Here is a 23,254-nt window from a genome sequence, read left to right on the forward strand (position 1 = left end):
GGGCGCCCGAAGTCGGACCGTGGAACGACTGGGGGCATTCGCTCGTTCGGAACCCCAAGTAGCAATAAATCGGACAGGAGTGGGTGCGTGGAAGCGGACGGTAATCATCCCGGCGGCCTTGGTGGACTGACGCCGGAATGAGCGTGGTCCTCGGCCTCGTCGCCGTGTTCGTCCTGACCCTCGCCACCGGTTACTTCGTGGCCATGGAGTTCGCCTACGTCACCGCCGACCGGCTGGCCCTCACGCAGAGGGCGGCCGAAGGCGACAAGAAGGCCGCACGCGCCGTGAAGGTGCTGGAGCGGCTCTCGTTCATGCTGTCGGGGGCGCAGCTCGGCATCACCGTGACCGCCCTCATCGTGGGGTTCATCGCCAAGCCCGCGCTCGCGGAGCTGATCGCCCCGGGGCTGGAAGCGCTCGGCGTGCCGTCGGGGGCGGTCGACGCCGTCGCGCTGGTCCTCGGGTTCGTCGTGGCCATCGTGATCCAGATGATCCTCGGTGAGCTGGCGCCCAAGAACCTCGCGCTGGCCCGGTCGGAAGCCCTCGCCCGCGCGCTGGCGCGCTCGACCCTCGTCTACCTGGCCGTGGCGGGGCCGGTCATCCGGCTGTTCGACGCCACGGCCAACCGGCTCCTGCGGGCGGTCGGCATCGAGCCGGTCGAGGAGCTCCACCACGGCGCCACGCTGGAGGAACTCGGCCACATCATCGGCGAATCGGAACGCCACGGCCACCTGCCCGGCGACCAGGCCGGCATCCTCGCCCGCGCCCTGGCCTTCTCCGAGCACACCGCCGAGGAGGTCATGGTGCCCCGGGTCGACGTCGTGACGATCAGCGGCTCGGCCGCCGTCCCCGATCTCGACGACCTGCTGGCGCGGTACGGCCACACCCACTACCCGGTGATGGGCGCCCGCATGGACGAGGTCGTCGGCATCGTGGGCCTGCGGGAACTCGTGAAGGTCGCCCCGGCCGACGCGGCCACGACGAAGGTCGCCGGCATCGCCCGCGACGTCCTGGTGGTGCCGTTCTCGATCACGCTCCCCGACCTGGTGGCCCAGATGCACGGACGCGGCGAGGAGGTCGCCTGCGTCGTCGACGAGCACGGCGGCCTGGCCGGGCTCGTGACGCTGGAGGACGTCGCCGAGGAGCTCGTCGGCGAGATCACCGACGAGAACGACGCCGAGGTCGTCACGGTCAGGCGCGAAGCCGACGGCTGGACGGTCGACGCCGCCCTCCGCATCGACGAGATCGCCCTGGAGACCGGCCTCGACCTGCCCGACATGGACGAGTACGACACCGTCGCCGGCCTGATCCTGCACCACCTCGAACGGTTCGCCGCACCGGGCGACGTCCTGACGGTGTCGGCGCCGAAGCGGGTGGAGATCACGGTGCTGACCATCGACCGGCACGTGCCCGACCGGGTGAGACTCCGGCCGCTGCCGGACGCCGAGGAGGAGTCGTCATGAGCGTCACCACCGGTCTGATGCTCACGCTGCTGCTCCTGGTGGGCAACGGCTTCTTCGTCGCGGCCGAGTTCGCGCTCGTCGCCGCCAAACGCCACCGGCTGGAGCAGGCCGCCGCCCAGGGCAGCCGCGCCGCGGCGGCGGCGATCGCGGGCATCCGCGAGCTGTCGCTGATGCTGGCCGGAGCGCAGCTGGGCATCACGCTGTGCTCTCTCGGGCTGGGCGTGGTCTCCGAGCCGCTCATCGCCGGGACGATCACCCCTGCCTTCGAGGCGGTGGGACTGTCGGCGACCATGGCACACGTGGTCGCGTTCGTCATCGCCCTGGCGATCGTGACGTTCCTGCACATGGTCATCGGTGAGATGGCGCCGAAGTCGTGGGCCATCGCCCACCCCGAACGGTCGGCCACCATGCTGGCGCTCCCGTTCCGGGGCTTCACGATGGTCGTCCGCCCGGTCCTGACCGTCCTGAACGGCATCAGCAACCTGCTGCTGCGCGCGTTCGGCGTGCAGCCGACCGACGGCGGATCGCAGCCGCGCACCCGTGACCAGCTCCAGCACCTGGTGGAGGAGTCACGCCGTCTGAAGCTCATCGACGCCGACGACCACGTCGTGCTGACCCAGGCGCTGAACGCCCCCAGCACGCCGATCGCACCGCTGGTCGTCCCGGCCGGGGGCATCGTCGAGCTGCCCGCCGCGTCCTCGCCGCAGGACGTGATCGACCTGAGCGCGGCCAGCGGCCGCACCCGCCTGATCGTCAGCGACGCGGGCGGCCCGGCCGGGGTCGTCCACGTGCGCGACGCCTACCTCGCCCGCAGAAGGGGCAGCGCGGTGGACGCGGCGGGCCTCGCCCACCCGCTGCCCGTGCTGTCACCGGACACGACGGTCTCCGACGCCGTCGCCACGCTCCAGGAGGCGCACGGTCAGCTCGCCGTCGTCCGCGGCCCCGACGGCGCGGTGACCGGCCTGGTCAGCCTCGACGACCTGCTCACGGGCCTGCTGCCTCACACGGCCAGGGCCACCTGGTAGACGTCGAGGAGACAGATCAGCGTCCAGAGGAACACGGTGGCCATTTTCGGTCGGTCTGCGGTACCCATGCTTCGGCTCCGGGGAGAGGTCTAACACTTGCGTTCTTGCGCAAGTCTATAAGCTTCTCCGTCGTGTCAGCAGGAGCAGCGCGGCACCGTACACACCCAGAACCGCTGTCAGCAGGACGTAGTAGCCGGTCGGCAGCGCGACCAGGCCCAAGGCGGAGGCGAAGGGGGAGAGCGGCAGCAGCAGGCCGACCGCCGCCAGGCCCGCGACGGCCACGCCCAGGGGCCACGTCACCTCGCGGGTCGGGCGGAGCAGCAGCATGACGAGGGCCTGGGTGAAGAGGTTCTCGACGAACCAGCCCGTGTGGAAGGCGGCCTGACCACCCGCCTCGGGCAGCGCGAGGCGCAGGACGGTGAAGGTGGCCAGGTCGGCCAGCGCGTTGAGGACGCCGAAGGCGGCGATGAAGGCCAGGATGCCGCGCGGATGCAGCCGGGCCGGACGCCGGGTCACCGCCGGGTCGGGACGCTCGAAGGCGAAGGCCAGCTGGGCGGCGTCGAAGCAGAGGTTCTGGACGAGCACCTGGCCCGGCAGCATGGGCAGGAACGGCAGCAGCGCGCCGGCGGTCACCATGGCGATCACGTTGCCGAAGTTGGACGACAGGGCCACCCGCAGGTAGGTCGCCACGTTGCCGGTGCTGGCCCGGCCGAGCTCGATGGCCCGGTCGATGGCGGTGAGATCCTTGGCGGCCAAAACGACGTCGGCGGCCTCGCGGGTGACGTCCACGGCGTCGCGGGGGCAGATCCCGAGGTCGGCGGCGCCGATCGCGGGCAGGTCGTTGACGCCGTCGCCGAGGAACCCGGTCGTGTGGCCGCCCCGGCGTAACGCGTGGACGACGCGGGCCTTGTGGTCGGGGGTGCACCGGGCGAAGACGGTCGTGCGATCGGCGAGTCGGGTCAGTTCGGCGTCGGTCAGGGCGTCCAGGTCGGCGCCGGTGACGACCGTGCCGGGGGTGAGACCGAGGTCGCGGCAGACCCGCGCGGCGGTCTCCGGATGGTCGCCTGTGAGGACCTTCACGGTCACCGCCCGCTCGGCCAGGGCGGTCAGGGCGTGGGCGGCGCCGGGGGCCAAACCGTCGAGGAGACCGACGAAACCGACCAGGTCGAGGGCGCGTTCGTCGCCGTTCAGCCGATGTCCCGGAGGTCTTTCCCCCACCGCGACGGCGAGGACGCGCAGGCCGTCCGCCGCCAGGGCGCTGGCGGTCGCGCGGGCCCGGTCCCTCGCGTGGTCGTCGAGGGCGCAGCGGTCCAGCACTTCTTCGACGGCGCCCTTCATCACCACGGTGTGCCGCCAGGTGGGGCCTTCGACCATCGCGACCGACAGGCGGCGCACCGGGTCGAAGGGGAGGGCGTCCACCCCGTTCCCCAGGTCGGCGTCGCCCGCGGCGCGCAGGACGCCCTCGTCGAGGGTGTCGGGGGCGGGCAGGTCGGCCAGGTGGAGGGTCCAGAAGCTGTTGACCGCGGCCCAGCGCAGCACTTCGGGGTCGGGCCCGCCGTCGATCCCGGCCGTGCGCTCGACCTCGGGACGGTCCTGGGTGAGCGTCCCCGTCTTGTCGGTGCACAGCACGTCGACGGCGCCGAGGTCGTGCAGCGCGGGCAGCCGCCGCACGATCACCTCGTGGTCCCTGGCCAGCACGGCCGCGCCCCGCGCCAGCACGGTGGTCACGATGACGGGCAGCATCTCCGGCGTCAGCCCGACCGCGACCGCCAGCGCGAACGGCAGAGCTTCGGGCCCGCGATCGTGGACGAGGGCATTGAGGAGCAGTGCGATGGGCGGGATCAGCAGGGTGAGCCGGACCAGCATCCACGAGATGCCGTTGACCGAATGCCGGAACGGCGTGGTCCGGACGGCCGCCCGGCGGCCCGTCCCGGCCAGGCGGGTGGCGGCCCCGGTGGCGACCACGACCGCCAGCCCGCTGCCCGAGACGACGCTGGTGCCCTGCCAGCACAGCTGATCCTCGCCGGTCTTGGACACGGGCGCCGACTCACCCGTGAGCGCGGCCTGGTGCACGGTCAGCCCCCGGGCCCTGAGCAGCCGCACGTCGGCCGGGACCAGATCACCCGGCCCGAGTTTGACCACGTCGCCGGGGACCAGTTGCTCGACGGGAACCTCGCGGGCCACCGACGGGGCGCCCCGGCCGGGACGGCGCACGACGGTGGCGGTGGTGGCCACCAACCGGCGCAGCGCGGAGGTGGAGCGGTCGGCGACGCGTTCGCCCCGCACCCGGAGCACACAGCTCACCGCGACCAGGGCGACGATGACCCCGGCCGTCCCCCACGACGCGATCAGCGCGGACACCAGCCCGAGGACGAGCAGCACCAGGACGAACGGGTCGCGCAGCGCGACCGCCAGCCGGCGCGGCCACGAAACCGGCCGCTCGACCGGCAGCACGTTGTCGCCGTGAACGAGCAGCCGCTCCTCGGCCTCGGCTTCGGTCAGGCCGCGGGGACCACTGCCCAGATGCCGCAGCACTTCCAGCGTGCCGCCGGAGAAGGTGGTGGGGCCGTCAGGCGCCCAGACCACGCGACTGCTCCGCAGGCGTGGGCTCGGCCGATCGTCCCAGCAGCCGCCGGACGGTCATCACCACGTCCTCGTCGTCGATCAGATAGACCACGTGACGCCCCTCGCGGCGCGACCGTACGAGCCCGGCCAGCTTGAGCTTGGCCAGATGCTGGCTGACCGCGGGCAACGCGCCGCCCACCCGTTCGGCGAGGCTGCTGACGTCGCACTCGCCCTGCGCGAGCACCCAGATGATGTGGAGCCGGGCGGGGGCGGCCAGCAGCCCGAACAGCGCGGCCGCCTCGTGGAGCGCCTGCGGGGTGGGGTCGGCTGCCACGTCCCGTCCTCTCGATCCGTCCCGGGCAATGCAGCCACGGTACGTCATACCTTGTTGCCCAGTTGCGCAAATCGGCAATAGTCGTCGTAGGGTGGTCGGCGACAGGTTCCCCACCGCCCGAGGAGCCGGCGTATGGAGATCACCGGAATCATCACCGCGGTCGTCATCGGTGTCGTCATCGGCGCGCTCGGCAGGCTCGTCCTCCCGGGCCGCCGGCACCTGCCGATCTGGCTGACCGTCGTCGTCGGCGTCATCGCCGCTCTCGTCGGCACCGCCATCGCCGGCGTGCTGGGAGTGGCCGACACCAGGGGCATCGACTGGATCGAACTCGCCGTCCAGATCGGGCTCGCCGCCCTGGGTGTCTCCGTCGCCGAAGGCGTCTACACCAGGCGCAGGCACTAGCGATCGCCTGTTCCTCGGGTGGAGTCCGTGTCACACGATTCGAGAGAGGAAAACGTGATCTTCAAACGCATGCTCGGCGCCTTCGGTGTCGGCGGTCCCTCTGTGGACACCGTCCTGGCCACCGGCCGGGTCGAGCCCGGCGGACTACTGACCGGAGAGGTCCGCCTGAAGGGCGGGGACTTCGACGCCGACATCGAGCACATCACGCTCGGCCTGGTCGCGCGGGTGGAACTCGAGCACGGCGACGGCGAGCACGAGGGACTGGGCGAGTTCTTCCGGTCCCAGGTCTCCGGCCCGCTGACCCTCCGCCAGGGCGAGGAGCGCGCCCTGACCTTCCAGGTGCGGCTGCCCTGGGAGCTGCCCGTCACCGAGATCGCGGGCCAGCACCTGACGGGGATGGCGATGGGCGTCCGCACCGAGGTGGCGATCGCCAAGGCCGTCGACAAGGGCGACCTCGACCCGCTGTCGGTCATGCCGCTGCCGTCCCAGATGCGCGTGCTGCAGGCCTTCGCCCAGCTCGGCTTCCACTTCCGCTCCGCCGACCTGGAGGCGGGGCGCCTGTTCGGGGTGCACCAGGAGCTGCCGTTCTACCAGGAGATCGAGTTCTACCCGCCCGCGCAGCACGCCGGGGTCGTCACCGAGGTCGAGCTGACCTTCGTCGCGAGCCCGCACGGCCTCGAGATCATCCTCGAGGCCGACAAACGGGCGGGCGGCCACTCCGTCGGCGACGCCATCGGCCGCTTCCAGCTCAGCCACGAACAGGTCCTGCACACCGACTGGGCGAGCGAGCTCGACCGCTGGCTGCACGGCCTCGCGGGACACTCGGGCCATCAGTCGTATGGTCACCACGACCAGCACGCGCACATGGGTTACGGGCACGGCGGCCACGGTGACCTTCACGAGCACCGCGAGGGGCCCGGCTGGGGAGCGGTCGCCGCGGCCGGCGCGGTGGGCCTCGTCGGCGGCTTCGTGGCGGCCGAGGTCGTCGAGGAGATCTTCGAGGAGGACGAGGGCGAAGACGAGGACTAGGCGGTGCCTCGGGCGTTGTAGACGACGGCGTCGTCGCGCTCCCCGTACGCGCGGAAGACCTCGATGGCCTCCTCGCGCAACGGGCTGAGCACGACCTCGATGGCCTCCTCGCGCAACGGGCTGAGCACGACCTCGATCCCGCGCAGGGCGAACTGGTCGGCCCAGTCGGCGACCATCGGGCCCTCGTCGAAGCCGGTCAGTTTCTCCAGTTCCGGTCCGTCGCCCGCGATGAGCAGGCGGCGGACGCCCGACCACATCGTGGCGCCGTAACACATGACGCACGGGCGCCAGTTGACGACGAGTTCCAGTGCGGGCAGGCCGGGTCCGCCCAGGTCCCAGACGCCGAGCCTGGTCTGGGCGAGGGACAGGGCGGTGACCTCGGCGTGGGTCGACGACAGGCCGGATGACAGCACGACGTTGACCCCGGCCGAGATCAGACGGCCGGTGGCCGACTCCACGACCAGCGCGGCGAACGGGCCGCCGGTGTTCTCGCGCTGGTTGCGGTCGGCCAGGCGGTTGGTCAGCCGCACGCGGTCGTCGTCGGTCGGGAGGATCTCGGGGAGGTCGGTGAATTCCAAGCTGAGCCATGCGGGCAGGCTCGCGCCGAAGGAGGTGGCGAGGGTCATCGTGACTCCGTGGTCAGGCGGTGAAGAAATGGCTGAGGCCGAGGTCGCGCAGGCCGCGGCGGTAGGCCACGGAGCTGCGGTCGGCGGGGATGTTGACCTCGATCTTGGGGTCGAGCGGCAGGTTCTCCGGCTTCTGGACCTCGACGATGGCCCGATCCTCCTCGAAGATCTGCCGGTTGAAGTCGTACGTGGCCTGGACCGGAAGATCGAGGTCGAAGTTCTTGGCGATCGGGCAGAACATCCGGGTCTGGCGCGCCGACACCGGTGAGGCGGCGTTCAGGATGTTGAGCAGCCCGCCGTCCGGGAAGTGCACGACCAGCTGCGCCGTGAACGGCAGGTGCACGTCGAAGTGCCGCAGCCACCGGAACCCGGGCGGCGCCTGCTTCCCCGCGGTGTGCGGATAGTTGGCGACGGTTGACCAGTAGTCGACGGTGAACCCCTTGCCGTGCCGGACCGGCGTGTAGGCGGGCACCTCCACGTTGTCCGGGTCGCCGAACGAGTCGACATGGACGAACCCGAAGTGGGCGACGTCCAGGAACCCCTCGACCTGCCGCCCGGCGAAGGCGGCGATGTCGATGGACGGGCAGGTGATCTGCTGGAAGCCCGGATCGTCCCAGTGCGTCATCGCCGGGACGTCCGGCTCGCCTTCGGGGCGCAGGCAGGTCCAGATCAGCCCGTACCGCTCGACGACCGGGAAGGTCCTCAGGTGCATGCGCTCGGGGATCTTGGCCGCCGGGTGGGCCGGGATCGCGACGCAGCGGCCACCCTCGCCGAAGCGCAGGCCGTGGTAGGCGCAGGCGATGCCGGCGCCGTTCCCCGAGGCCAGGCTGAGCGGGACGCCCCGATGGGGGCAGAGGTCCGGCGCGGCCACGACCTCGTCCCCGGCCCGGTAGACGACGAGGTTCTCGTCGAGCAGGGTGACGGGCATCGGGGCGTCGCCGAGGTCGCGCGACAGCGCGACGGGATACCAGGATCGGGCGAGGATCGCCCGGTCGTCAGGGTCGAACGAGGTCATCACGGTCCTCACCGGAACGGCCGACGGGAAGGCGTCGTGAGGACGGTCAGGTCAGACCTGGGCGTCCTCGACAATCCTTCTCCAGCCGTGCGCGACCCGGCCGCGCGTCCAGGCGGACTGGTGGACACGGAGCCGCGCGTCGGCGATCAGGCGCATCGTGTCCCCTCCGTCCCGGTCTGCTGAGCCGACGGTATCCGGGCGATGTTGCCGCCCTGTTGCCCACCCGTTAAGCGATGTCGGCGACGGCCCAGTGCCAGAACCCCGAACCGGTCGGCGCGTCGGCGTCGTAGGCCATCACGGCGTAGCTCTTCGTCCCCTCGGGCGCCCCGCTCCACGACAGTTGTGGCGAGATGTCCCTGCCTCCGGGGAGGGCCGGTGAGCGCCGTTGACCACCGTCGTGCTGGTCACGGTGAACGACGGCACCTCCGGCGGCTTGGTGGCCATCAGCCGATCCAGACGGTCTTGAGGTTGCAGAACTCCCGGATGCCGTGCGCGGAGAGCTCGCGGCCGTACCCGGAGCGCTTGATCCCGCCGAACGGCAGTTCGGGGTAGGAGACCGTGTTGCCGTTGATGAAGACCTGCCCGGCCTCCAGATCGGCGATGAAGCGCTCCTGCTCGGCCTCGTTGTCGGTCCACGCGTTGGACCCCAGCCCGAACGGGGTGGCGTTGGCGATCTCCAGGGCCTCGTCGATGCCGGCCGCCTGGTACAGCGAGGCGACAGGCCCGAAGACCTCCTCCAGGTAGATCCGCATGTCAGGGGTGATGTCGGTGATCACCGTCGGCGGGTAGAACCAGCCCCGTCCTTCTGTACGCCGTCCGCCGCACAGCACCGTGGCCCCGGCGGCGACGGCGTCGTCCACGATCTCCTCGATGTCGGCGCGCCCCTGCTCGGTGGCGACGGGACCGATGTCCGTGTCGTCCTCGAACGGGTCGGCGACCTTCAGGTCGCACATCCCGGCGACGAACTTCTCGGTGAACTCGTCGAAGACGTCGGCGTGCACGATGAAACGCTTGGCCGCGATGCACGACTGCCCGTTGTTCTGCACCCGCGCCCGCACGGCGACCGCCGCGGCCCGGTCGAGATCGGCCGAGGGCATCACCACGAACGGATCGCTGCCACCCAGCTCCATCACGGTGTGCTTGACCTCGTCCCCGCAGATCGAGGCCACCGAACGCCCCGCCGGCTCGCTCCCGGTCAGCGTCGCCGCGACCACCCGCGGATCACGCAGCACCGCCTCCACCCTCCTGGACGAGATCAGCAACGTCTGGAAGCACCCCTCGGGGAACCCCGCGCGCCGGAAGACGTCCTCCAGAAACAGCGCGCACTGCGGCACGTTGGACGCGTGCTTGAGCAGCCCGACGTTCCCCGCCATCAGCGCCGGCGCGGCGAACCGCATCACCTGCCACATCGGGAAGTTCCACGGCATCACCGCCAGCACCGGCCCGAGCGGCTGGTACCGCCCCAGCGCCCGCCTGGCCCCGACCTGCGACGGATCGTCCAGCGGCTCGTCGGCCAGGAACTCCGCCGCGTGGTCGGCGTAGTAACGCATGCCGTGGGCGCACTTCAACGCCTCGCCCCGGGCCGAGGCCAGCGTCTTGCCCATCTCCGTGGTCATCAGCTCCGCGGCGTGGTCGGCCTCCTTCTCGAACAGGTCGGCGGCGGCGTGCATGAGCTCGGCCCGCTCACGGAAGCTGGTGGTGCGGTAGGTCAGCCACCGCTCATGGGCAAGGCCGATCTTGTGTTGTACGTCGGCATCACTCAGTTCCTCGAAGGTCCTCACGGTCTCCCCGGTCGCGGGATTGATCGTGGCGATCGCCATGACTGGCCTCTCCCTCCGGACGTGGATTCCCTTTTCACCTTAGTAACGCGTTTCAGAGCGAATCGTCACAAGAAGGCAAGGCCTTTTCCCGGTTTGCACCGGGCAAAGCCGATATTGCCTGCAATTTTGTCTGATTTGCAGTTATCGACGCTACTTTCGAATAAATCAATTCGGAGGAGGCGTCATCATGCGCGCCGCGCGGATGCACGGCTACAAGCAGCCCCTGCAGATCGAGGACGTCCCGGAACCGGAACCGGGCCCGAACGAGGTCCTCGTCAGAGTCCGGGCGACCGGGATGTGCCGGAGCGACTACCAGCTCCTCGACGGCTACTTCCCGATCGAGCTCGACTTCCCGTACATCCCCGGCCACGAGATCGCGGGCGAGGTCGCCCAGCTTGGCGCGGGCGTCTCGGGCTTGTCAGAGGGAGACCTGGTGGTGGTCGACCCCGCCTGGGGCGACGGAACATGCCGCCAGTGCCACGAGGGCAACGAACAGTTGTGCACGGGTAGCGGAGGCTGGATCGGTTTCGGCCCGCCCGGGGGATTCGCCGAATACGTCGTGGTCCCCAGCCGCCACCTCATCCGCCCGGACACCGATCTGAAGCCCGAATATCTAGCGCCTCTCACGGACGCCGGGCTGACCCCGTACCGGGGAATGAAGAAACTCCGCGCCACCGGCCGCCTGGGCCCCGGACACACCGTGGTCGTCAGCGGAATCGGCGGCCTGGGAAGCTACGGCGTCCAGTACGCCCGCCTGCTCGGCGACGGAGCCACCGTGGTCGCCTTCGCGCGTGACGAGGACAAACTCGCGGTCGCGAGGGAGAACGGCGCCGACCACGGCGTCAACACACGGGGCAAGGTGCCCGACCAGGTCCGCGCCGAACTCGCCGAACTCACCGGGCGTGACGATGTCGACTGCGCTTTGGACTGCTCGGGGGCTCCGCAGTCGCTCGAACTCAACGCGGCGCTGCTGGCGGCGGAGGGGGCGCTGGTGTCGGTGGGGCTGATGGGGCAGCGCTTCGAGCTCCCGCTGTTCCCGTTCGTGTCGGGGGAACGGACGTTCTCGGGGTCGTTCTGGGGCAACCACAACGACCTCACGGAGGTCCTCGCGCTGGCGGGACAGGGCAGGGTCAAGCACACGGTCACACCGATCAAACTCGACGACATCAACACCAAGCTCGAGGCGCTGGCCCGAGGCGAGGTGATCGGCCGCCAGGTCGTGGTCTTCGACTGACACCGGATCGCCGTCGGCGTGCTGGAAAGATCAGAATTTGGAGATCTTTCCGGTGGCCGAGCAGGTCGAGCACGGAATCGGAATGCTCCCAAGGCCACTGCACTGGCCGCAGGTCCGGCGGTCGAACGGGTCTTGTGACTCGACGAATTCCGTGACGTCGTCGATGGTCACGGGAAGGAGCTTGGGCGACCCGGTTCGGCCGGTCCCGCGACACCCGCCACAGGTGTTCTTGCCGACGAACCTCACGCCGTGACAGGTCGGGCAGCTCTGCGTTTCTTCGAATCGGTAAGACATGCACCCAAATATGGAACTGTATGGGTACATGGTCAAGCGATGGCCGGATATTTCGAGAGGCGTATGTCAAATGCGCGAATTTATTGATCCACTCTGTCTGTCGGCAAAGAAGAATGTAAAATTCGTCGCGGCATATGTCTGATTCATCGTCAGGCGTCCGCGAACCAGCCGTTCGGGGCCAGGCGTCCGTTCATCCTCGGGGCGTATTGGTCGTAGAACACCTTGGCGGTGAGTTCGCGGCGGCTGCGCACGCCGGTCTTGTCGAAAATGGTCTTGAGATGGTCCTGGACGGTGTGGGCGGACAGGTGGAGGTTCGCGGCGATCTGGCCGGTGTCCAGGCCCTGCAGGACCAGCCGGACGACGTCCTGTTCGCGCCGGGTGAGGCCGAACGCGGCGATGACCAGCGGGACGATCTCGGGCGGGCGGGCCTCCTCGATCGTGACCACGATGTCGCTGGTGGAGCCGTCGCGGGAGCGGAGCGGCGCGGCGTGGGCGACGAGCCACTGGCCCGACAGGGTGCGCAGGCGCGTACGGGGCACGGCCGGCTTCCCGGATCGGGCCGCCTGGGTCAGCGCGCGCAGCGCAACCGGGAGCAGCGAGCCGTGCAACGGTCCGGCGCCCAGGTCGGCGGCCAGTTCCTCCGCGCCGGGGCCGGCCTGGACGATGTCTCCGCCGTCGTCGACGATCAGGACCACCGGAGCGTCGAGCGCGCCGTCGGTGACCGCCGTGGCCAGCAGCCCGGCGCGCAGGCCGACCGCCAGCAGCGGGGCGACCATGCTGACGAACCGCTGCTCGGCCGGTGTGAAGGCGGACTCGCCGAGACGGTAGAGCGCCACGTAGCCCCAGACGTTGCCGTCGTCGGCGCGGAGGGCGGCGCGCAACTCGTCCCGGAACCCCCATGCCGGCTGCAGGTAGCGCCGGAAGCGGGCCGACCGCTCCGCGTGGTCGTCGGTCTCCACGCGCAGTGAGGTGACCTGGCCGGGTCGCTGGGCCACGTCGCGGAAGTCGTAGACGTCCGGGACCAGGTACTCGAAGTGGGCCCACTCGTCGTCGGAGGCGTCGCCCAGTCCACCCCATTTGGTGGTGCCGGTGAGGATGTTGGTGGCCGGGTCGGCCGTGGCCATGCAGGCCGAGTCGAACGGGACGGCTCGGACGAGAAGCGCGAGAGCGGCGTCGGTGAAGGCGCGGACGTCCAGCCCGGCGGTGGCCAGCTGCACGAGGTGCGCCCTGATCCGGTCGGCGTGTGTGGTGGCCATGGCTCCAGTCTGGCTCGGGCCCGATCCGTGCCGTACCCCAGATCGCTGGGATACCGACTCGGCCGGCGCTTGGCGATGGTGGACTCATGAATCCGTACAACCTTGCATTTCCGGTGAATCCGGCGATCCGTGTATCCGCCGCAGGCGTCGAGGACGTCGTCGCCGCCGTCCGGCGGGCGCGTCGGGAGGGGCGGCGCGTCGGCGTGATGGCGACCGGGCACGGGCTGAACGCCCCGATCGAGGACGGCGTGCTGATCACCACCGAACGGATGCGGGATGTCACGATCGATCCCGTCGCGCGTACCGCCACGCTCGCCGCCGGGGTGAGGTGGGCGCAGGTCATCGAGGCGGCCGCGCCCTATGGACTGGCCCCTGTCAACGGTTCCTCCGCACGCGTCGGCGCGGTCGGCTACACGCTCGGCGGCGGTAGCGGGCCGCTGTCGCGTGCGTACGGATTCGCCGCCGACCACGTGCGGCGGGTGCGGCTTGTCGACGGCACCGGGCTGGTCCTTGAGGTCGACGCGGACTCCGACCCCGAGCTGTTCTGGGCGGTGCGCGGCGGCAAGGGCAACTTCGGCGTCGTCACCGAGATCGAGATCGGGCTGATGCCGGTGGCCTCCCTGTACGGCGGTTCGGTCTACTACCCGGGCGAGGCCGCCCGCGACGTCCTGCACGCCTTCGGCGAATGGTCGGACGGCCTTCCCGACCGGGTGGCGACCACCTCGGTGGCCGTGCTGCGCCTGCCGCCGCTGCCGGAGCTGCCCGAGGCGTTGCGCGGTCAGCTGGTCGTCCAGCTGCGTTTCGCTCATCTCGACGGGGCCGACGCCGGAGAGAAGGTGCTCGCGGGGATGCGGTCGGTGGCCGGGACGCTCCTGGACACCGTGCAGGAGATGCCGTACACCTCGGTCGACTCCATCCACCAGGACCCGCCCGAGCCGATGCCGTTCTGGGACGGCGGCGCCGGGCTGGCGGGATTCCCGGCCGAAGCGGCCGATGCCCTGCTCGACCTGGTCGGCTCGGGTCGCGACGTGCCCGTTCCGCTGGTCGAGGTGCGGCTGCAGGGCGGTGCGATGGCGCGCCCGCCCGCGGTGCCCAACGCGGTGACGGGCCGCGACGCCGCCTACGCCCTGTCGGCCGTCGGTCTCATGGACGGCGACGCCGCTCACGTCGTGCCGGGGCTGATCGACGAGATCGTGGCCGCAGTCGGTCCGTGGCGCAGCGCGTCGGACCTGTTCAACATGATCGGCCCGGCCGCCCCGGAGCGCGTCGCCGCCCTGTGGACCGAGGCCGATCGTGCCCGGCTGCTCGCCGTGAAGCGGCGCGTCGACCCCGCCGGCATGTTCGGCGGGGCGCACACCATCGGACAGACCTCATGAGCAGTGTCTTCTCCCAGATCATCAAAGGTGAGCTGCCGGCGCACGTCGTCTGGAAGGAGGACGACGTCATCGCCTTCCTCACGATCGCCCCGCTGCGGCCCGGGCACGCGCTCGTCGTGCCGCGCCAGGAGATCGACCTCTGGACCGAGGCCGAGCCGGAACTGCTGAACGGCCTGATGGCCGTCGCCCAGGCCGTGGGCAGGGCGCAGCGACATGCGTGGGGCGCGCCTCGCGTCGGTCTCGCCATCGCTGGCTTCGAGATTCCGCACCTGCACGTCCACGTGACTCCGATCTGGGACATGTCGGACCTGGATCTCACGAACGTCGATCACGAGCCGAACCCGTCGGCGCTCGCCGACAGCGCCGACCGTCTCCGGGCCGCCCTCCGGGAACTGGGGTACGGCGGGGCCGTGCCTACAGGCTGATGACGATCTTGCCCAGGGCCTCGCCGCCGTCGAAGTGGTGCCAGGCGTCGAGGGTCCGCTCGAACGGGTAGACGCGGTCGACGACCGGCTCGATCGGGTGCCCGGCCACGAAACGGACCAGGCTCTCGGCGTCCTGGCGGCTGCCGACACGGATCTTGCGGAGGGTCTCGAAACCGCCGCCGTACAGGCTCCAGAAGTCCACGCCCCAGTCGCCGTCGCCGAGGAACCCGATCACGTCGATCTCGGTGTTGTCGTTGCCCGCCTTCAGCGACTGGGCGAAGGTCGCGGCACCGCCGACCTCGATGACACGGTCGACGCCGCGGCCGCCGGTCAGCTCCCGCGCCCGGACGCCCCACTCCGGGACGGCGTTGTAGTCGATCACCTCGTCCACTCCGATCGCCTTGAGCAGTTCGCTCTTGGCCGGGCTGGACGTGGTGGCGATGACCCGGGCACCGAGGCGTTGGGCCAGTTGGGCGGCGAACAGGGACACCCCGCCGGTGCCCTGCGTGAGAACGGTGTCGGCCGCGCCGACCGGGCGGGGGCCGGTCAGCGCGCTCCACGCCGTGACCGCCGCGCACGGCAGCGTGGACGCCTGCTCGTACGACATCCCGGGCGGCATGGCGATCACGTGTTCCTCGGAGACCGCTTTGTACTGCGTCAGCCAGCCGTCCTGGGTGGTGCCGTACTGGAAGCTCTCGGTGCCCGGGTACGGGCCGCCGAACCAGCGCGGGTTGAACACATTGATCACCCGGTCACCCGGCGCGAACCGGGTCACCCCCTCACCGACCTCGGTGATCTCGCCGGACGCGTCCGACACCGGCACCAGATCGTCCGGCGCGTCGGGGAAGTAGCGGCCGTGCACCAGGGCCAGGTCCCGGTAGTTCAGCGACACGGCGCGAACCCGGACGACCACCTCACCCCGCTGGGGCCGGGGCATCGGCTCCTCCCGCGGCGTCAGGTGGTCGATACTGCCGCGCCGGGCGAGCCGGTAGACCATCATCATGCTGTCCGTCTCCTAGTGGCGGATCACGACTTTGCCGACGCGGCCGGGCGCCGAGAAGTGCGCCCAGGCCGCCGCGGCGTCGCCGAAGTCGAAGACCCGGTCGATGACCGGGTGGATCTCGCGGGCGGCGACGACCCGCAGGGCGTCCTCCAGGTCGCTCCGGCTGCCGACCGGGATGGACCGGAGGATGGCCTGCCTGCCGAAGAAGGCCGCCAGGTCCAGCCCCGCTCCGGCCGCGCCCAGCAGCCCGACCTGCGAGATCGTGCCCCGGTAGGCGAGTGCGGCGATCGACTGCGCGATGGTCGACTCGCCTCCCATGTCGACGACCAGGTCGGCGCCGTGGCCGCCGGTCGCCGCGAGCACGTCGGCGGCCCACTCGGGGCCGGTCACGGCGTGCGCGCCGAGCTTCTCCAGCAGGGGAACCTTGGCGGGGTCGGAGGTGGTCGCCACGACGCGGGCGCCGAGGGCCTGGGCGAGCTGGACCGCGAAGAGGGCCACCCCGCCGGTGCCCTGGGTGAGCACGATGTCGCCGACGCCCACGCCCTTGAGCGCGCTCCACGCGGTCACCAGGGCACACGGCAGCGCGGCGGCCTCCTCGAAGGTGAGGTGGTCCGGGATCGCGACGAGTGCGTCCTCGTCGACGACCTTGTACTCGGTCAGCCAGCCGTCGCGGGTCGTCACGTACATCTCGGGCACCTGGCGGTAGGCGCCGCCGTACCAGGTGGGGAAGAAGCTGCTGGCGACGCGGTCACCGACGTTGAAGCGGCGGGCCTCCGGGCCGACGCCGGCGATCTCGCCGGCGCCGTCCGCGAGGGCGACGCGTTCCGGCTCCATCGGGTAGGGGTAGTGGCCGGACGCGAGCGCGGGGTCGCGGTAGTTGAGCGAGCTCGCCCGCACCCGGACGAGCACCTCGCCGCGCCCCGGCGCCGGAACCGTCTCCTCGACGAGACGGAAGGGAATGTCCGAACCGGGGGTGTTCATGCGGTAGGCCTTGGTCGTAGTCATGACGGCAACGCTAGGGAGATGTGCTGGACGATATGATGTTCGTCGTCCGTATTTCCTGACCTATCGTCCACGGGAGCACGATGCGCGACGCCCTCGACGACCTCCTCGGCCGCATGCACGTCGAAGGTTCCTGGTACGCCGCGCTCAAAGCCCTGGGCCCGTGGGCCGTCAGCTTCGAGATCGCACCTCTGGCCCGCCTGGTGATCGTGGTCGAGGGCACCTGCCTCCTGACCTCTCCCGACGTGGCGGCGCCGATGGAACTGACGGCGGGCGACTGCATCGTCGTCCAGCCCGGAATCGGCTTCTCCCTCCAAGACCGCCTCGGCCGCCCGACGATGCACTGCGAGGCGGTCTTCGCCCGCGCGACCGGCCGCGAGGCGACGGTCGGCGAGAGCGGCCCGGTCACCGCGATCCAGAGCGGCCGCTTCTCCTTCGACGCCGCCGCGGCCGAACCCCTCATGCCCCTGCTGCCCCCCATCCTGCGCATCCGCCTGGACGAGGAACGCAGCGCCGCGGTCCGGGCGACCCTGAACCTGATGGCGGCCGAGTCCGACGGCGACGGCATGGGCGCCGGCTCGATCATCGACCGCCTGGCCGACGTCCTGTTCATCCAGGTGCTGCGCGCCTGGTGCGCCGCCGACGACGGCCCCGGCGCCGGCTGGATCGCCGCCCTGCGCGTTCCCGCCCTGGCCATGGCGCTGCGCGCCCTGCACAGCGACCTCGCGAGGCCGTGGACGGTGGCCGACCTCGCCCGCGAGGCGGCGATGTCACGCTCGGCCTTCGCCGCGCTGTTCCGTGACGTGGTCGGCGAGCCGCCGCTGTCGTATCTGACGTCGTGGCGGGTCTACCGCGCGAAGGCCCTGCTGAAGGAGACCCGCCACTCCCTGTCGGAGATCGCGGCGAGCGTCGGCTACGACAGCGACACGGCCCTGAGCAGAGCCTTCCGCCGCTTCGAGCCGTTGCCCCCGGGCGCCTGGCGCCGCGCTCAGAGGTTCTGACCGCCGGAGACCTCGATGTCCTGGGCGGTGATCCAGCGCCCCTCATCGGAAAGGAGCACGGCGATGACGGCGGCGACGTCCTCGGGTTCCCCGATCCGCCCGAGAGCGAAGGTGGCCGCGAGCCCGGCCTCGATCTCCGGATGCCTTTCCAGCACGTTGTCGGCGAACCGCGTCCGGGTCGCGCCCGGCGCCACCGAGTTGACCCGGATGCCACGCGGACTCAGCTCCTTGGCCAGATAGCGGGTCAGCACGGTCACCGCACCCTTCAGCGACGCGTACACCGACCAGCCCGGCCCGGTGACGTTCGCCCGGTTCGCGTTGCTGGTCAGATTGACCACGGCCCCGCCGTCGGCGATCAGCGGCAGCAGGATCTGGGTGAGAAAGTAGGGACCCTTGAACAGGATGCCGGTCTGCCGGTCGAACGACTCCTCGCCGGTCTCCCCGAACATCGACATCTCACCGAAGCCCGCGTTGTTGACCAGACCGTCGAACGTGTCCCGCTGCCACATGGTGCGCAGCGCGCGGGCCAGGTCGTCGCGGAACGCCGGGAACGCGGCGGTGTCACCGGTGTCCAGCCGGAGCGCGACGGCGGTGCCGCCCTCCTTCTCGATCTCGGCGACCACGTCGTGGGCCCGCTCCCGGCCGGTGTTGTACGTCAGCACCACCCCGGCGCCCCGCCTCGCGATCTGGATCGCCGCGCTCCGGCCGATACCGGAACTGCCACCCGTGACCACAGCAATCTTCATTGAACTTCTCCCTTCCGCTGTCACGTCATCGAGCCTCGACGGCTGGACGCGCCCCAGCCAGACCCGGCCCGCGCGTACCACCGCGCTGCCTACCACCGGGAGGGACAGGCTCACGGGCGGGCCGGGAGGGATACTGGAGCGTATGGACCAGCGGCGTGCCGAGCTCGGCGAGTTCCTGCGCACCCGCCGCGCCCGCCTCAAACCACAGGACGTCGGCCTGCCCGACCACGGCCGCCGGCGCCGGGTCCCCGGGCTGCGCCGCGAGGAGCTGTCCCAGCTGGCCGGCGTGTCGGTGGCCTACTACACCCGCCTCGAGCAGGGCGAGGCCGGCAACGTGTCGGCGGAGGTCCTCGACTCGCTCGCCCGTGCCCTGCGGCTGACCGACTCCGAGCACGCCCATCTCACGCACCTGGCGAAACCCCGTCAGCGCCCGTCCGTCGCCCGCCCTCAGCGGGTACGGCCCGGTCTGCTGCGTCTTCTCGACGCGATCACCGACATCCCGGCGTACGTCACGGGCCGCCGGGCCGAGATCCTCGCCTGGAACCCCATGGCCGCGGCGTTGTTCGGCGACTGGTCCCGGCTACCACCCGCCGAACGCAACTGGGCCCGGATGATCTTCCTTCGGCCGGAGTACAGAGAGCTGTTCGTCGACTGGGAGCAGAAGCAGATCGACGCGGTCGCCGCGCTTCGCATGGAAGCCGGAACCCACCCCGGGGATCGCGGCCTGTCGGCGCTGGTCGGTGAGCTGTCGGTGAAGAACGAGGACTTCCGTCGGCTGTGGGCCACCCACGATGTCAAGGAGAAGCAGAGCGGAGTCCAGCGACTGCGTCACCCTCTGGTGGGCGACCTCACCCTTCATTACGAGTCGTACAAGCCGGCGGGCGACATCGATCAGAGCTTGGTCACCTATTACGCCGAGCCCGGCGGGCTGGCGGAGGAGGCGCTACGCCTTTTGGCCTCCTGGGGCGTCGACGCGACACATGCCGACGCCGCTGGCGGTCCCTGGGACGGCCACAGCGGACAGGCTCCGCTCTCACCACATCGCAGTGCATCTGGGTGGGGCGCCAGGGATTCGAATCCTGAACCTACGGATTAAAAGTTCGCAGCATTACTGTCGCCCAGTGCCGCAGAGTGTCTATTTCTATTAGTCCGCCCGGATGTGCCGCTGTCAAAAGTCCCGCTGATGACGCCAGGTGTTGGCCCGTATCGCACACCAATGAGCAACCGACGAGCAACGATCAGCCACCCACCATAGCTTTAACGAAACCCGACCCGCGCTTCCGGCCGCCTTCGTATCCGGATGTCCGGGTCGTGAAGTAGATCCGTCGGCCCACCAAATCGGTCACCACGCTTCTGAGCTTTTCGTGGTCCTCATACGGTCTCAGGTCGACGATCAAGAGGCCATTACCTCTGCGACATAGAGATGAGGGCCACCATAGCCTTCGGATTCGCCCGCGACGTACCTCATCGCATGGCTCCGAGATGTGGTCCAAGAGCGGATTCCGTCGATGCCGTTGACATCCGGCTCGGGGTGGGCGCAACACAACGTGGTGATCAAGAATTCTCCAAGAGATCGAGAGCGTTAATGTCGACTGCCAGAGCATGGATGCGAGATCTCCGGCGATATTTTCGTCCGGCAGGACGTCGGACTCTGAGCAGATGGCTCGAGGGGCGCCCCTGAAATCGACGGTCGAGGCCCGCAGAACCGGCCAGCTAGTCTAGTGGCCGCTGTCCACGGTCTGTGAGTCGAGACCGTCTGCGCCGGTCAGATAAGCGCGGGTTCTCCAGCCGCTTCATGCAATCGGTGATCTGGGCGGGGATCATGCGTTTGATGGCTGCCTCCGTGATTACGGCAGGGGCTTTGCCGCAGTGAATCCTGCATTTACTGCGGTAGTTCTTCCGATCCCCGCTGGGCGGCTGCGGTGAGCTGGGCGGCCAGATTCTTGAGCGCCTGCCGTAGTTCGTCGGGATGGTGGATGGTGAAGGGCCACTCCAGGGAGGCGAGCATGTGGGCCATGCCATGCAGCCTTTCCCCCCGTGCGCGCATCAGGACGCCGGTGGGCCGGGCGGTAAGGGTCACCGCCGAGCTGGGCAGTCGGCGGGCGATCTCATCGAGGGGGCCATGGATCGTCACCTCGACCTGCCAGCGGTAGGGCCCCTGAGCGAGGGTCGAGGTCAGGTGGGCGACGGGGTCGAAGCCGTCGGGTGCGGTGAAGCTGTCGACTCGGGGGGTGATGGAGGCGATGCGGTCGATGCGGAAGGTCCGCAGGCTGTCGCGGAGGTGGTCGTGGCCGACGACGTACCAGCGGCCGGTGTGGAAGACCACGCCGTAGGGGTCGATGTCGCGTTCGGTGTGTTCCTGGCGCCAGGATTGGTGGCTGATACCGACGGTCGTGCAGGCGCGGGAGGCCTGGGCCAGTGCCAGCAGGACGCCGGTTCCGGGTGCCTGCCCGATCACGGCGTTGGCGGTGAAGGACAGGGTCTCCCGCATGGCGGCGAGCGGTTCGCGCAGGGCGTGCGGAAGCACCCGCTCGATTTTGGCCAGAGCACCGGCACTGGCCGGTGCCGCAGTGCCCATGCCCAGACGTTCTGCCGCGAGCAGGCCGAGAACGATGGCGAGGGCCTCGTCATTGGTCAGGACCAGAGGTGGCATGCGGTAACCGCGGGCCAGTCGGTAGCCGCCATAGCGGCCGCGTTCGGCCTCCACGGGGATGCCCAAGTCGCGCAGGTGAGCTGTGTACCGGCGCACGGTGCGGACGTCGGTGTCCAAGCGGTCTGCCAGCTCCGCCCCGGTGAGCCGGGCGTTCGACTGGAGGAGCTCCAGCAAGGTCAGCACACGGGTGAGCGGATGAGACATGGATCACTCGGCCTTTCAGGGCGGATTCTGTCCTGTATCGACTTTAGGCTCCCCGCAGCACCTACTTCTGGGAGATCACATGGCCACCTTCGTACTTGTTCCCGGCGCCTGGCTCGGGGCCTGGGCCTGGGAAGACACCGCCCGCACTTTGCGGGAGCGCGGCCACACGGCACTGCCGCTGACGCTGACGGGTATGGCCGAGCATGCAGACCAGGGCGGACCCGAGACAGACCTGGATACGCACATCGCCGACATCACCGGCTTCATCGAACGGAACGATCTGCGCGACGTCACGCTGGTCGCCCACAGCTACGCGGCCGCCCCGGCCACCGGGGCAGCCGGACGTCTCGGCGACCGACTAGAGCGCGTGATCTACGTGGACAGCGCCCCATTCGCGGCGGGCATGCGCATGCTCGACCTCATGCCACCGCAGGCAGCAGACCAGCTGCGCCAGCAGGTCGACGCGTCCGGCGACGGGTGGCGGCTACCGATGCCGCCGATTGAGATCCTGGGCCTGTCAAGCAACCTCGACGGGCTCGATGAGAGCCGGCGGAACGCTCTGCGCTCGCGCGCCACCCCCCAGCCATTCGGCACCTACACCCAGCGCCTCGCCGGCCCGGCCGAGCCCGCTCCGGGTGTGGACCGCGTCCTGGTCGCGTGCCATGACTTCACGGGGCTGCTGGATTCCGGGGTGCCGATGCTGGCCTACCTGAACCAGCCTCCGTGGCGGCGCTTCGACCTGCCCACCGGGCACTGGCCGATGCTGTCCGCGCCCGCCGAACTCGCCGACATCCTCGATACGGCCGTCTCTGACCGCGTTGGATCTGGAGGCATCGCGCCTGCCGGAAATGTCATCCGTGCTGGTCGTCCGGCTCGCCCGGGCTGCTCCTGGCATGCGCTGGCTTCGGCTCCCGAAAGGAGTTGATGCCGTCCCGGATCCGATCATCGAGACCATCCGTCGGCGAGACCAGCTCGGCGGAATTCTCCACGAGTACTCACATGCGGCTTGAGCTGCACAATGGAATTTTCGGCAGGCACAGAGTCGGAAAAGTCGACGGCTGCCGTGAGTGAGGAGCCGTCCGTTACGTCGGCTCCGACCGTGGCCGAGTCGGGTGCCGCTGAGGTGATCGGAATTTTATTTCAAAGGTGTTGCCCAGTTCAGCACATATCCGGCCTTCTGGAGGAGTACCGCCGTGCGTTCGAGGTCGTCATCCCGTAGTTCGCGCCAGACCCTGAGCAGTGCTTCGAAAGGTGCGAGGAGCCGGACGTTCTCATAATGGGCCGGAGTGCCCCATGTGAGATCGACGGAGATTTCTCTTCCCCCGTTCACCTGCCTCCCCACAGCGCTGAACGGGTGCCAGCGGAGGGTGTGGCCGTTGAACCGCGCGTCGAGGATCGCGATGCCCTGGTTGATGTGTTCCCCCTGGATTTCGAGGGCGGTACGGATGTCGTGGTCCTCCCAGACGACGAACAGTCGAGTCGCTTTGAACACAGAAGGGAGCACCCCGAGGTTCGCCAGCGCGGAGGCAGCGTCCGCGCCCCGATAGAAGGGGCGACACTCCACATATCCGACATAAGCGGCATTCATATCCTCAGCCAGAATGTGGACCTGTGGCCGGAGACCGCCGCCGCCTGCGCGGATTTGGGCATCCACCGCCTTGAGAAGGATGTTGGGCAACTTTTCCACGATGTCCGTCATTCCATCAGTATCCTGAAGTTGTCGGTGGGAATATCGTGACATGCGGGAAAAATGGGTAACTGCTCTGCGATCCAGGCTCGATAGC

The 23,254-nt window shown here is 69.8% G+C and carries 22 protein-coding genes and 1 pseudogene; 10 read left to right on the plus strand and 13 right to left on the minus strand.

Annotated elements, in window-relative coordinates; all coding sequences use genetic code 11:
• Positions 1-137 precede the first annotated feature (137 nt).
• The gene (locus ACYQ78_RS03965) at positions 138-1,460 is read left to right on the plus strand and encodes a hemolysin family protein (RefSeq protein WP_459799272.1); all 1,323 of its coding nucleotides are present in this window, start codon (positions 138-140) and stop codon (positions 1,458-1,460) included.
• Complete coding sequence (locus ACYQ78_RS03970; protein ID WP_459799273.1) at positions 1,457-2,485, plus strand: hemolysin family protein; 1,029 nt, start codon at positions 1,457-1,459, stop codon at positions 2,483-2,485. The genes ACYQ78_RS03965 and ACYQ78_RS03970 overlap by 4 nt, the downstream gene beginning before the upstream one ends.
• A 114-nt stretch (positions 2,486-2,599) precedes the next feature.
• On the opposite strand, the gene mgtA is transcribed toward ACYQ78_RS03970, so the two are convergent.
• Complete coding sequence (gene mgtA, locus ACYQ78_RS03975; RefSeq protein ID WP_459799274.1) at positions 2,600-5,071, minus strand: magnesium-translocating P-type ATPase; 2,472 nt, start codon at positions 5,069-5,071, stop codon at positions 2,600-2,602.
• A complete protein-coding gene (locus ACYQ78_RS03980) occupies positions 5,055-5,384 on the minus strand; it encodes an ArsR/SmtB family transcription factor (RefSeq protein WP_459799275.1) in 330 nt (109 codons plus the stop codon). Before ACYQ78_RS03980 ends, mgtA begins: the two co-directional genes overlap by 17 nt.
• A 132-nt stretch (positions 5,385-5,516) precedes the next feature.
• On the opposite strand from ACYQ78_RS03980, the gene ACYQ78_RS03985 reads away from it, so the two are divergent.
• Positions 5,517-5,786, plus strand: a complete 270-nt coding sequence (locus ACYQ78_RS03985; protein ID WP_459799276.1) for a GlsB/YeaQ/YmgE family stress response membrane protein — start codon at positions 5,517-5,519, stop codon at positions 5,784-5,786.
• Positions 5,787-5,840: 54 nt separating this feature from the next.
• Complete coding sequence (locus ACYQ78_RS03990) at positions 5,841-6,815, plus strand: sporulation protein (protein ID WP_459799277.1); 975 nt, start codon at positions 5,841-5,843, stop codon at positions 6,813-6,815.
• Here the strand turns inward: ACYQ78_RS03990 and ACYQ78_RS03995 are convergent.
• The 4 genes and pseudogenes from ACYQ78_RS03995 to ACYQ78_RS04010 all read right to left on the minus strand — a co-directional run bounded on the left by ACYQ78_RS03995 (position 6,812) and on the right by ACYQ78_RS04010 (position 10,276).
• Positions 6,812-7,441: a nucleoside deaminase gene (locus ACYQ78_RS03995; RefSeq protein WP_459799278.1), complete on the minus strand. Its 630-nt coding sequence runs from the start codon at positions 7,439-7,441 to the stop codon at positions 6,812-6,814. The genes ACYQ78_RS03990 and ACYQ78_RS03995 overlap by 4 nt on opposite strands.
• A 13-nt stretch (positions 7,442-7,454) precedes the next feature.
• Positions 7,455-8,456 (minus strand): Rieske 2Fe-2S domain-containing protein, encoded by a 1,002-nt coding sequence (locus tag ACYQ78_RS04000; RefSeq protein WP_459799279.1) that lies wholly within the window; start codon positions 8,454-8,456, stop codon positions 7,455-7,457.
• 232 nt (positions 8,457-8,688) lie between these two features.
• Positions 8,689-8,900, minus strand: a pseudogene (locus tag ACYQ78_RS04005) (YbhB/YbcL family Raf kinase inhibitor-like protein); the annotation flags it as partial.
• Positions 8,900-10,276 carry an NADP-dependent succinic semialdehyde dehydrogenase gene (locus ACYQ78_RS04010; RefSeq protein WP_459799280.1) on the minus strand — a complete coding sequence of 459 codons (1,377 nt, stop codon included), beginning with the start codon at positions 10,274-10,276 and terminating at the stop codon, positions 8,900-8,902. The pseudogene ACYQ78_RS04005 and the gene ACYQ78_RS04010, both read right to left, overlap by 1 nt.
• A gap of 187 nt (positions 10,277-10,463) precedes the next feature.
• Between ACYQ78_RS04010 and ACYQ78_RS04015 the strand changes: the two genes are divergently transcribed.
• On the plus strand, positions 10,464-11,510 hold the full coding sequence (locus ACYQ78_RS04015; RefSeq protein WP_459799281.1) for an NAD(P)-dependent alcohol dehydrogenase: 1,047 nt from the start codon (positions 10,464-10,466) through the stop codon (positions 11,508-11,510).
• 30 nt (positions 11,511-11,540) lie between these two features.
• On the opposite strand, the gene ACYQ78_RS04020 is transcribed toward ACYQ78_RS04015, so the two are convergent.
• Together ACYQ78_RS04020 and ACYQ78_RS04025 are read right to left on the minus strand one after the other, a co-directional pair.
• The gene (locus tag ACYQ78_RS04020; protein WP_459799282.1) at positions 11,541-11,681 is read right to left on the minus strand and encodes a hypothetical protein; all 141 of its coding nucleotides are present in this window, start codon (positions 11,679-11,681) and stop codon (positions 11,541-11,543) included.
• Positions 11,682-11,953: 272 nt separating this feature from the next.
• On the minus strand, positions 11,954-13,060 hold the full coding sequence (locus ACYQ78_RS04025) for a helix-turn-helix transcriptional regulator (protein WP_459799283.1): 1,107 nt from the start codon (positions 13,058-13,060) through the stop codon (positions 11,954-11,956).
• An 86-nt stretch (positions 13,061-13,146) separates the two neighbouring features.
• On the opposite strand from ACYQ78_RS04025, the gene ACYQ78_RS04030 reads away from it, so the two are divergent.
• Both ACYQ78_RS04030 and ACYQ78_RS04035 read left to right on the plus strand, forming a co-directional pair.
• The gene (locus ACYQ78_RS04030; protein WP_459799284.1) at positions 13,147-14,436 is read left to right on the plus strand and encodes an FAD-binding oxidoreductase; all 1,290 of its coding nucleotides are present in this window, start codon (positions 13,147-13,149) and stop codon (positions 14,434-14,436) included.
• Positions 14,433-14,861, plus strand: coding sequence for an HIT family protein (locus ACYQ78_RS04035; protein ID WP_459799285.1), 429 nt, complete (start codon positions 14,433-14,435; stop codon positions 14,859-14,861). Before ACYQ78_RS04030 ends, ACYQ78_RS04035 begins: the two co-directional genes overlap by 4 nt.
• Here the strand turns inward: ACYQ78_RS04035 and ACYQ78_RS04040 are convergent.
• The gene (locus ACYQ78_RS04040; RefSeq protein WP_459799286.1) at positions 14,851-15,864 is read right to left on the minus strand and encodes a zinc-dependent alcohol dehydrogenase family protein; all 1,014 of its coding nucleotides are present in this window, start codon (positions 15,862-15,864) and stop codon (positions 14,851-14,853) included. The two genes, ACYQ78_RS04035 and ACYQ78_RS04040, sit on opposite strands and share 11 nt — an antisense overlap.
• A gap of 12 nt (positions 15,865-15,876) precedes the next feature.
• Positions 15,877-16,869, minus strand: coding sequence for a zinc-dependent alcohol dehydrogenase family protein (locus ACYQ78_RS04045; protein ID WP_459799287.1), 993 nt, complete (start codon positions 16,867-16,869; stop codon positions 15,877-15,879).
• An 80-nt stretch (positions 16,870-16,949) separates the two neighbouring features.
• Here ACYQ78_RS04045 and ACYQ78_RS04050 point away from each other — a divergent pair, with 80 nt between their 5' ends.
• On the plus strand, positions 16,950-17,867 hold the full coding sequence (locus ACYQ78_RS04050) for an AraC family transcriptional regulator (protein ID WP_459799288.1): 918 nt from the start codon (positions 16,950-16,952) through the stop codon (positions 17,865-17,867).
• Here the strand turns inward: ACYQ78_RS04050 and ACYQ78_RS04055 are convergent.
• The gene (locus tag ACYQ78_RS04055; protein WP_459799289.1) at positions 17,855-18,613 is read right to left on the minus strand and encodes an SDR family NAD(P)-dependent oxidoreductase; all 759 of its coding nucleotides are present in this window, start codon (positions 18,611-18,613) and stop codon (positions 17,855-17,857) included. The genes ACYQ78_RS04050 and ACYQ78_RS04055 overlap by 13 nt on opposite strands.
• 142 nt (positions 18,614-18,755) lie before the next feature.
• Here ACYQ78_RS04055 and ACYQ78_RS04060 point away from each other — a divergent pair, with 142 nt between their 5' ends.
• On the plus strand, positions 18,756-19,709 hold the full coding sequence (locus ACYQ78_RS04060; RefSeq protein WP_459799290.1) for a helix-turn-helix domain-containing protein: 954 nt from the start codon (positions 18,756-18,758) through the stop codon (positions 19,707-19,709).
• 786 nt (positions 19,710-20,495) lie between these two features.
• On the opposite strand, the gene ACYQ78_RS04065 is transcribed toward ACYQ78_RS04060, so the two are convergent.
• Positions 20,496-21,449: a helix-turn-helix transcriptional regulator gene (locus ACYQ78_RS04065; RefSeq protein WP_459799291.1), complete on the minus strand. Its 954-nt coding sequence runs from the start codon at positions 21,447-21,449 to the stop codon at positions 20,496-20,498.
• Between the two features lie 100 nt (positions 21,450-21,549).
• Here ACYQ78_RS04065 and ACYQ78_RS04070 point away from each other — a divergent pair, with 100 nt between their 5' ends.
• Positions 21,550-22,395: an alpha/beta fold hydrolase gene (locus ACYQ78_RS04070; RefSeq protein ID WP_459799292.1), complete on the plus strand. Its 846-nt coding sequence runs from the start codon at positions 21,550-21,552 to the stop codon at positions 22,393-22,395.
• A gap of 210 nt (positions 22,396-22,605) precedes the next feature.
• On the opposite strand, the gene ACYQ78_RS04075 is transcribed toward ACYQ78_RS04070, so the two are convergent.
• On the minus strand, positions 22,606-23,169 hold the full coding sequence (locus tag ACYQ78_RS04075) for a hypothetical protein (RefSeq protein WP_459799293.1): 564 nt from the start codon (positions 23,167-23,169) through the stop codon (positions 22,606-22,608).
• Positions 23,170-23,254 lie beyond the last annotated feature (85 nt).

The sequence above is a fragment of the Herbidospora sp. RD11066 genome (assembly GCF_054661255.1).

Coding starts and splice junctions, on each gene's coding strand:
- ACYQ78_RS03995 (WP_459799278.1), bottom strand. CDS start 7,441: ATGACCCTCGCCACCTCCTTCGGCGCGAGCCTGCCCGCATGGCTCAGC.
- ACYQ78_RS04055 (WP_459799289.1), bottom strand. CDS start 18,613: ATGAAGATTGCTGTGGTCACGGGTGGCAGTTCCGGTATCGGCCGGAGC.
- ACYQ78_RS04035 (WP_459799285.1), top strand. CDS start 14,433: ATGAGCAGTGTCTTCTCCCAGATCATCAAAGGTGAGCTGCCGGCGCAC.
- ACYQ78_RS04015 (WP_459799281.1), top strand. CDS start 10,464: ATGCGCGCCGCGCGGATGCACGGCTACAAGCAGCCCCTGCAGATCGAG.
- ACYQ78_RS04025 (WP_459799283.1), bottom strand. CDS start 13,060: ATGGCCACCACACACGCCGACCGGATCAGGGCGCACCTCGTGCAGCTG.
- ACYQ78_RS04040 (WP_459799286.1), bottom strand. CDS start 15,864: ATGATGATGGTCTACCGGCTCGCCCGGCGCGGCAGTATCGACCACCTG.
- ACYQ78_RS04045 (WP_459799287.1), bottom strand. CDS start 16,869: ATGACTACGACCAAGGCCTACCGCATGAACACCCCCGGTTCGGACATT.
- ACYQ78_RS04075 (WP_459799293.1), bottom strand. CDS start 23,169: ATGACGGACATCGTGGAAAAGTTGCCCAACATCCTTCTCAAGGCGGTG.
- ACYQ78_RS03970 (WP_459799273.1), top strand. CDS start 1,457: ATGAGCGTCACCACCGGTCTGATGCTCACGCTGCTGCTCCTGGTGGGC.
- ACYQ78_RS04060 (WP_459799290.1), top strand. CDS start 18,756: ATGGACCAGCGGCGTGCCGAGCTCGGCGAGTTCCTGCGCACCCGCCGC.
- ACYQ78_RS04000 (WP_459799279.1), bottom strand. CDS start 8,456: ATGACCTCGTTCGACCCTGACGACCGGGCGATCCTCGCCCGATCCTGG.
- ACYQ78_RS04010 (WP_459799280.1), bottom strand. CDS start 10,276: ATGGCGATCGCCACGATCAATCCCGCGACCGGGGAGACCGTGAGGACC.
- ACYQ78_RS03985 (WP_459799276.1), top strand. CDS start 5,517: ATGGAGATCACCGGAATCATCACCGCGGTCGTCATCGGTGTCGTCATC.
- ACYQ78_RS03965 (WP_459799272.1), top strand. CDS start 138: ATGAGCGTGGTCCTCGGCCTCGTCGCCGTGTTCGTCCTGACCCTCGCC.
- ACYQ78_RS04050 (WP_459799288.1), top strand. CDS start 16,950: ATGCGCGACGCCCTCGACGACCTCCTCGGCCGCATGCACGTCGAAGGT.
- ACYQ78_RS04030 (WP_459799284.1), top strand. CDS start 13,147: ATGAATCCGTACAACCTTGCATTTCCGGTGAATCCGGCGATCCGTGTA.
- ACYQ78_RS04070 (WP_459799292.1), top strand. CDS start 21,550: ATGGCCACCTTCGTACTTGTTCCCGGCGCCTGGCTCGGGGCCTGGGCC.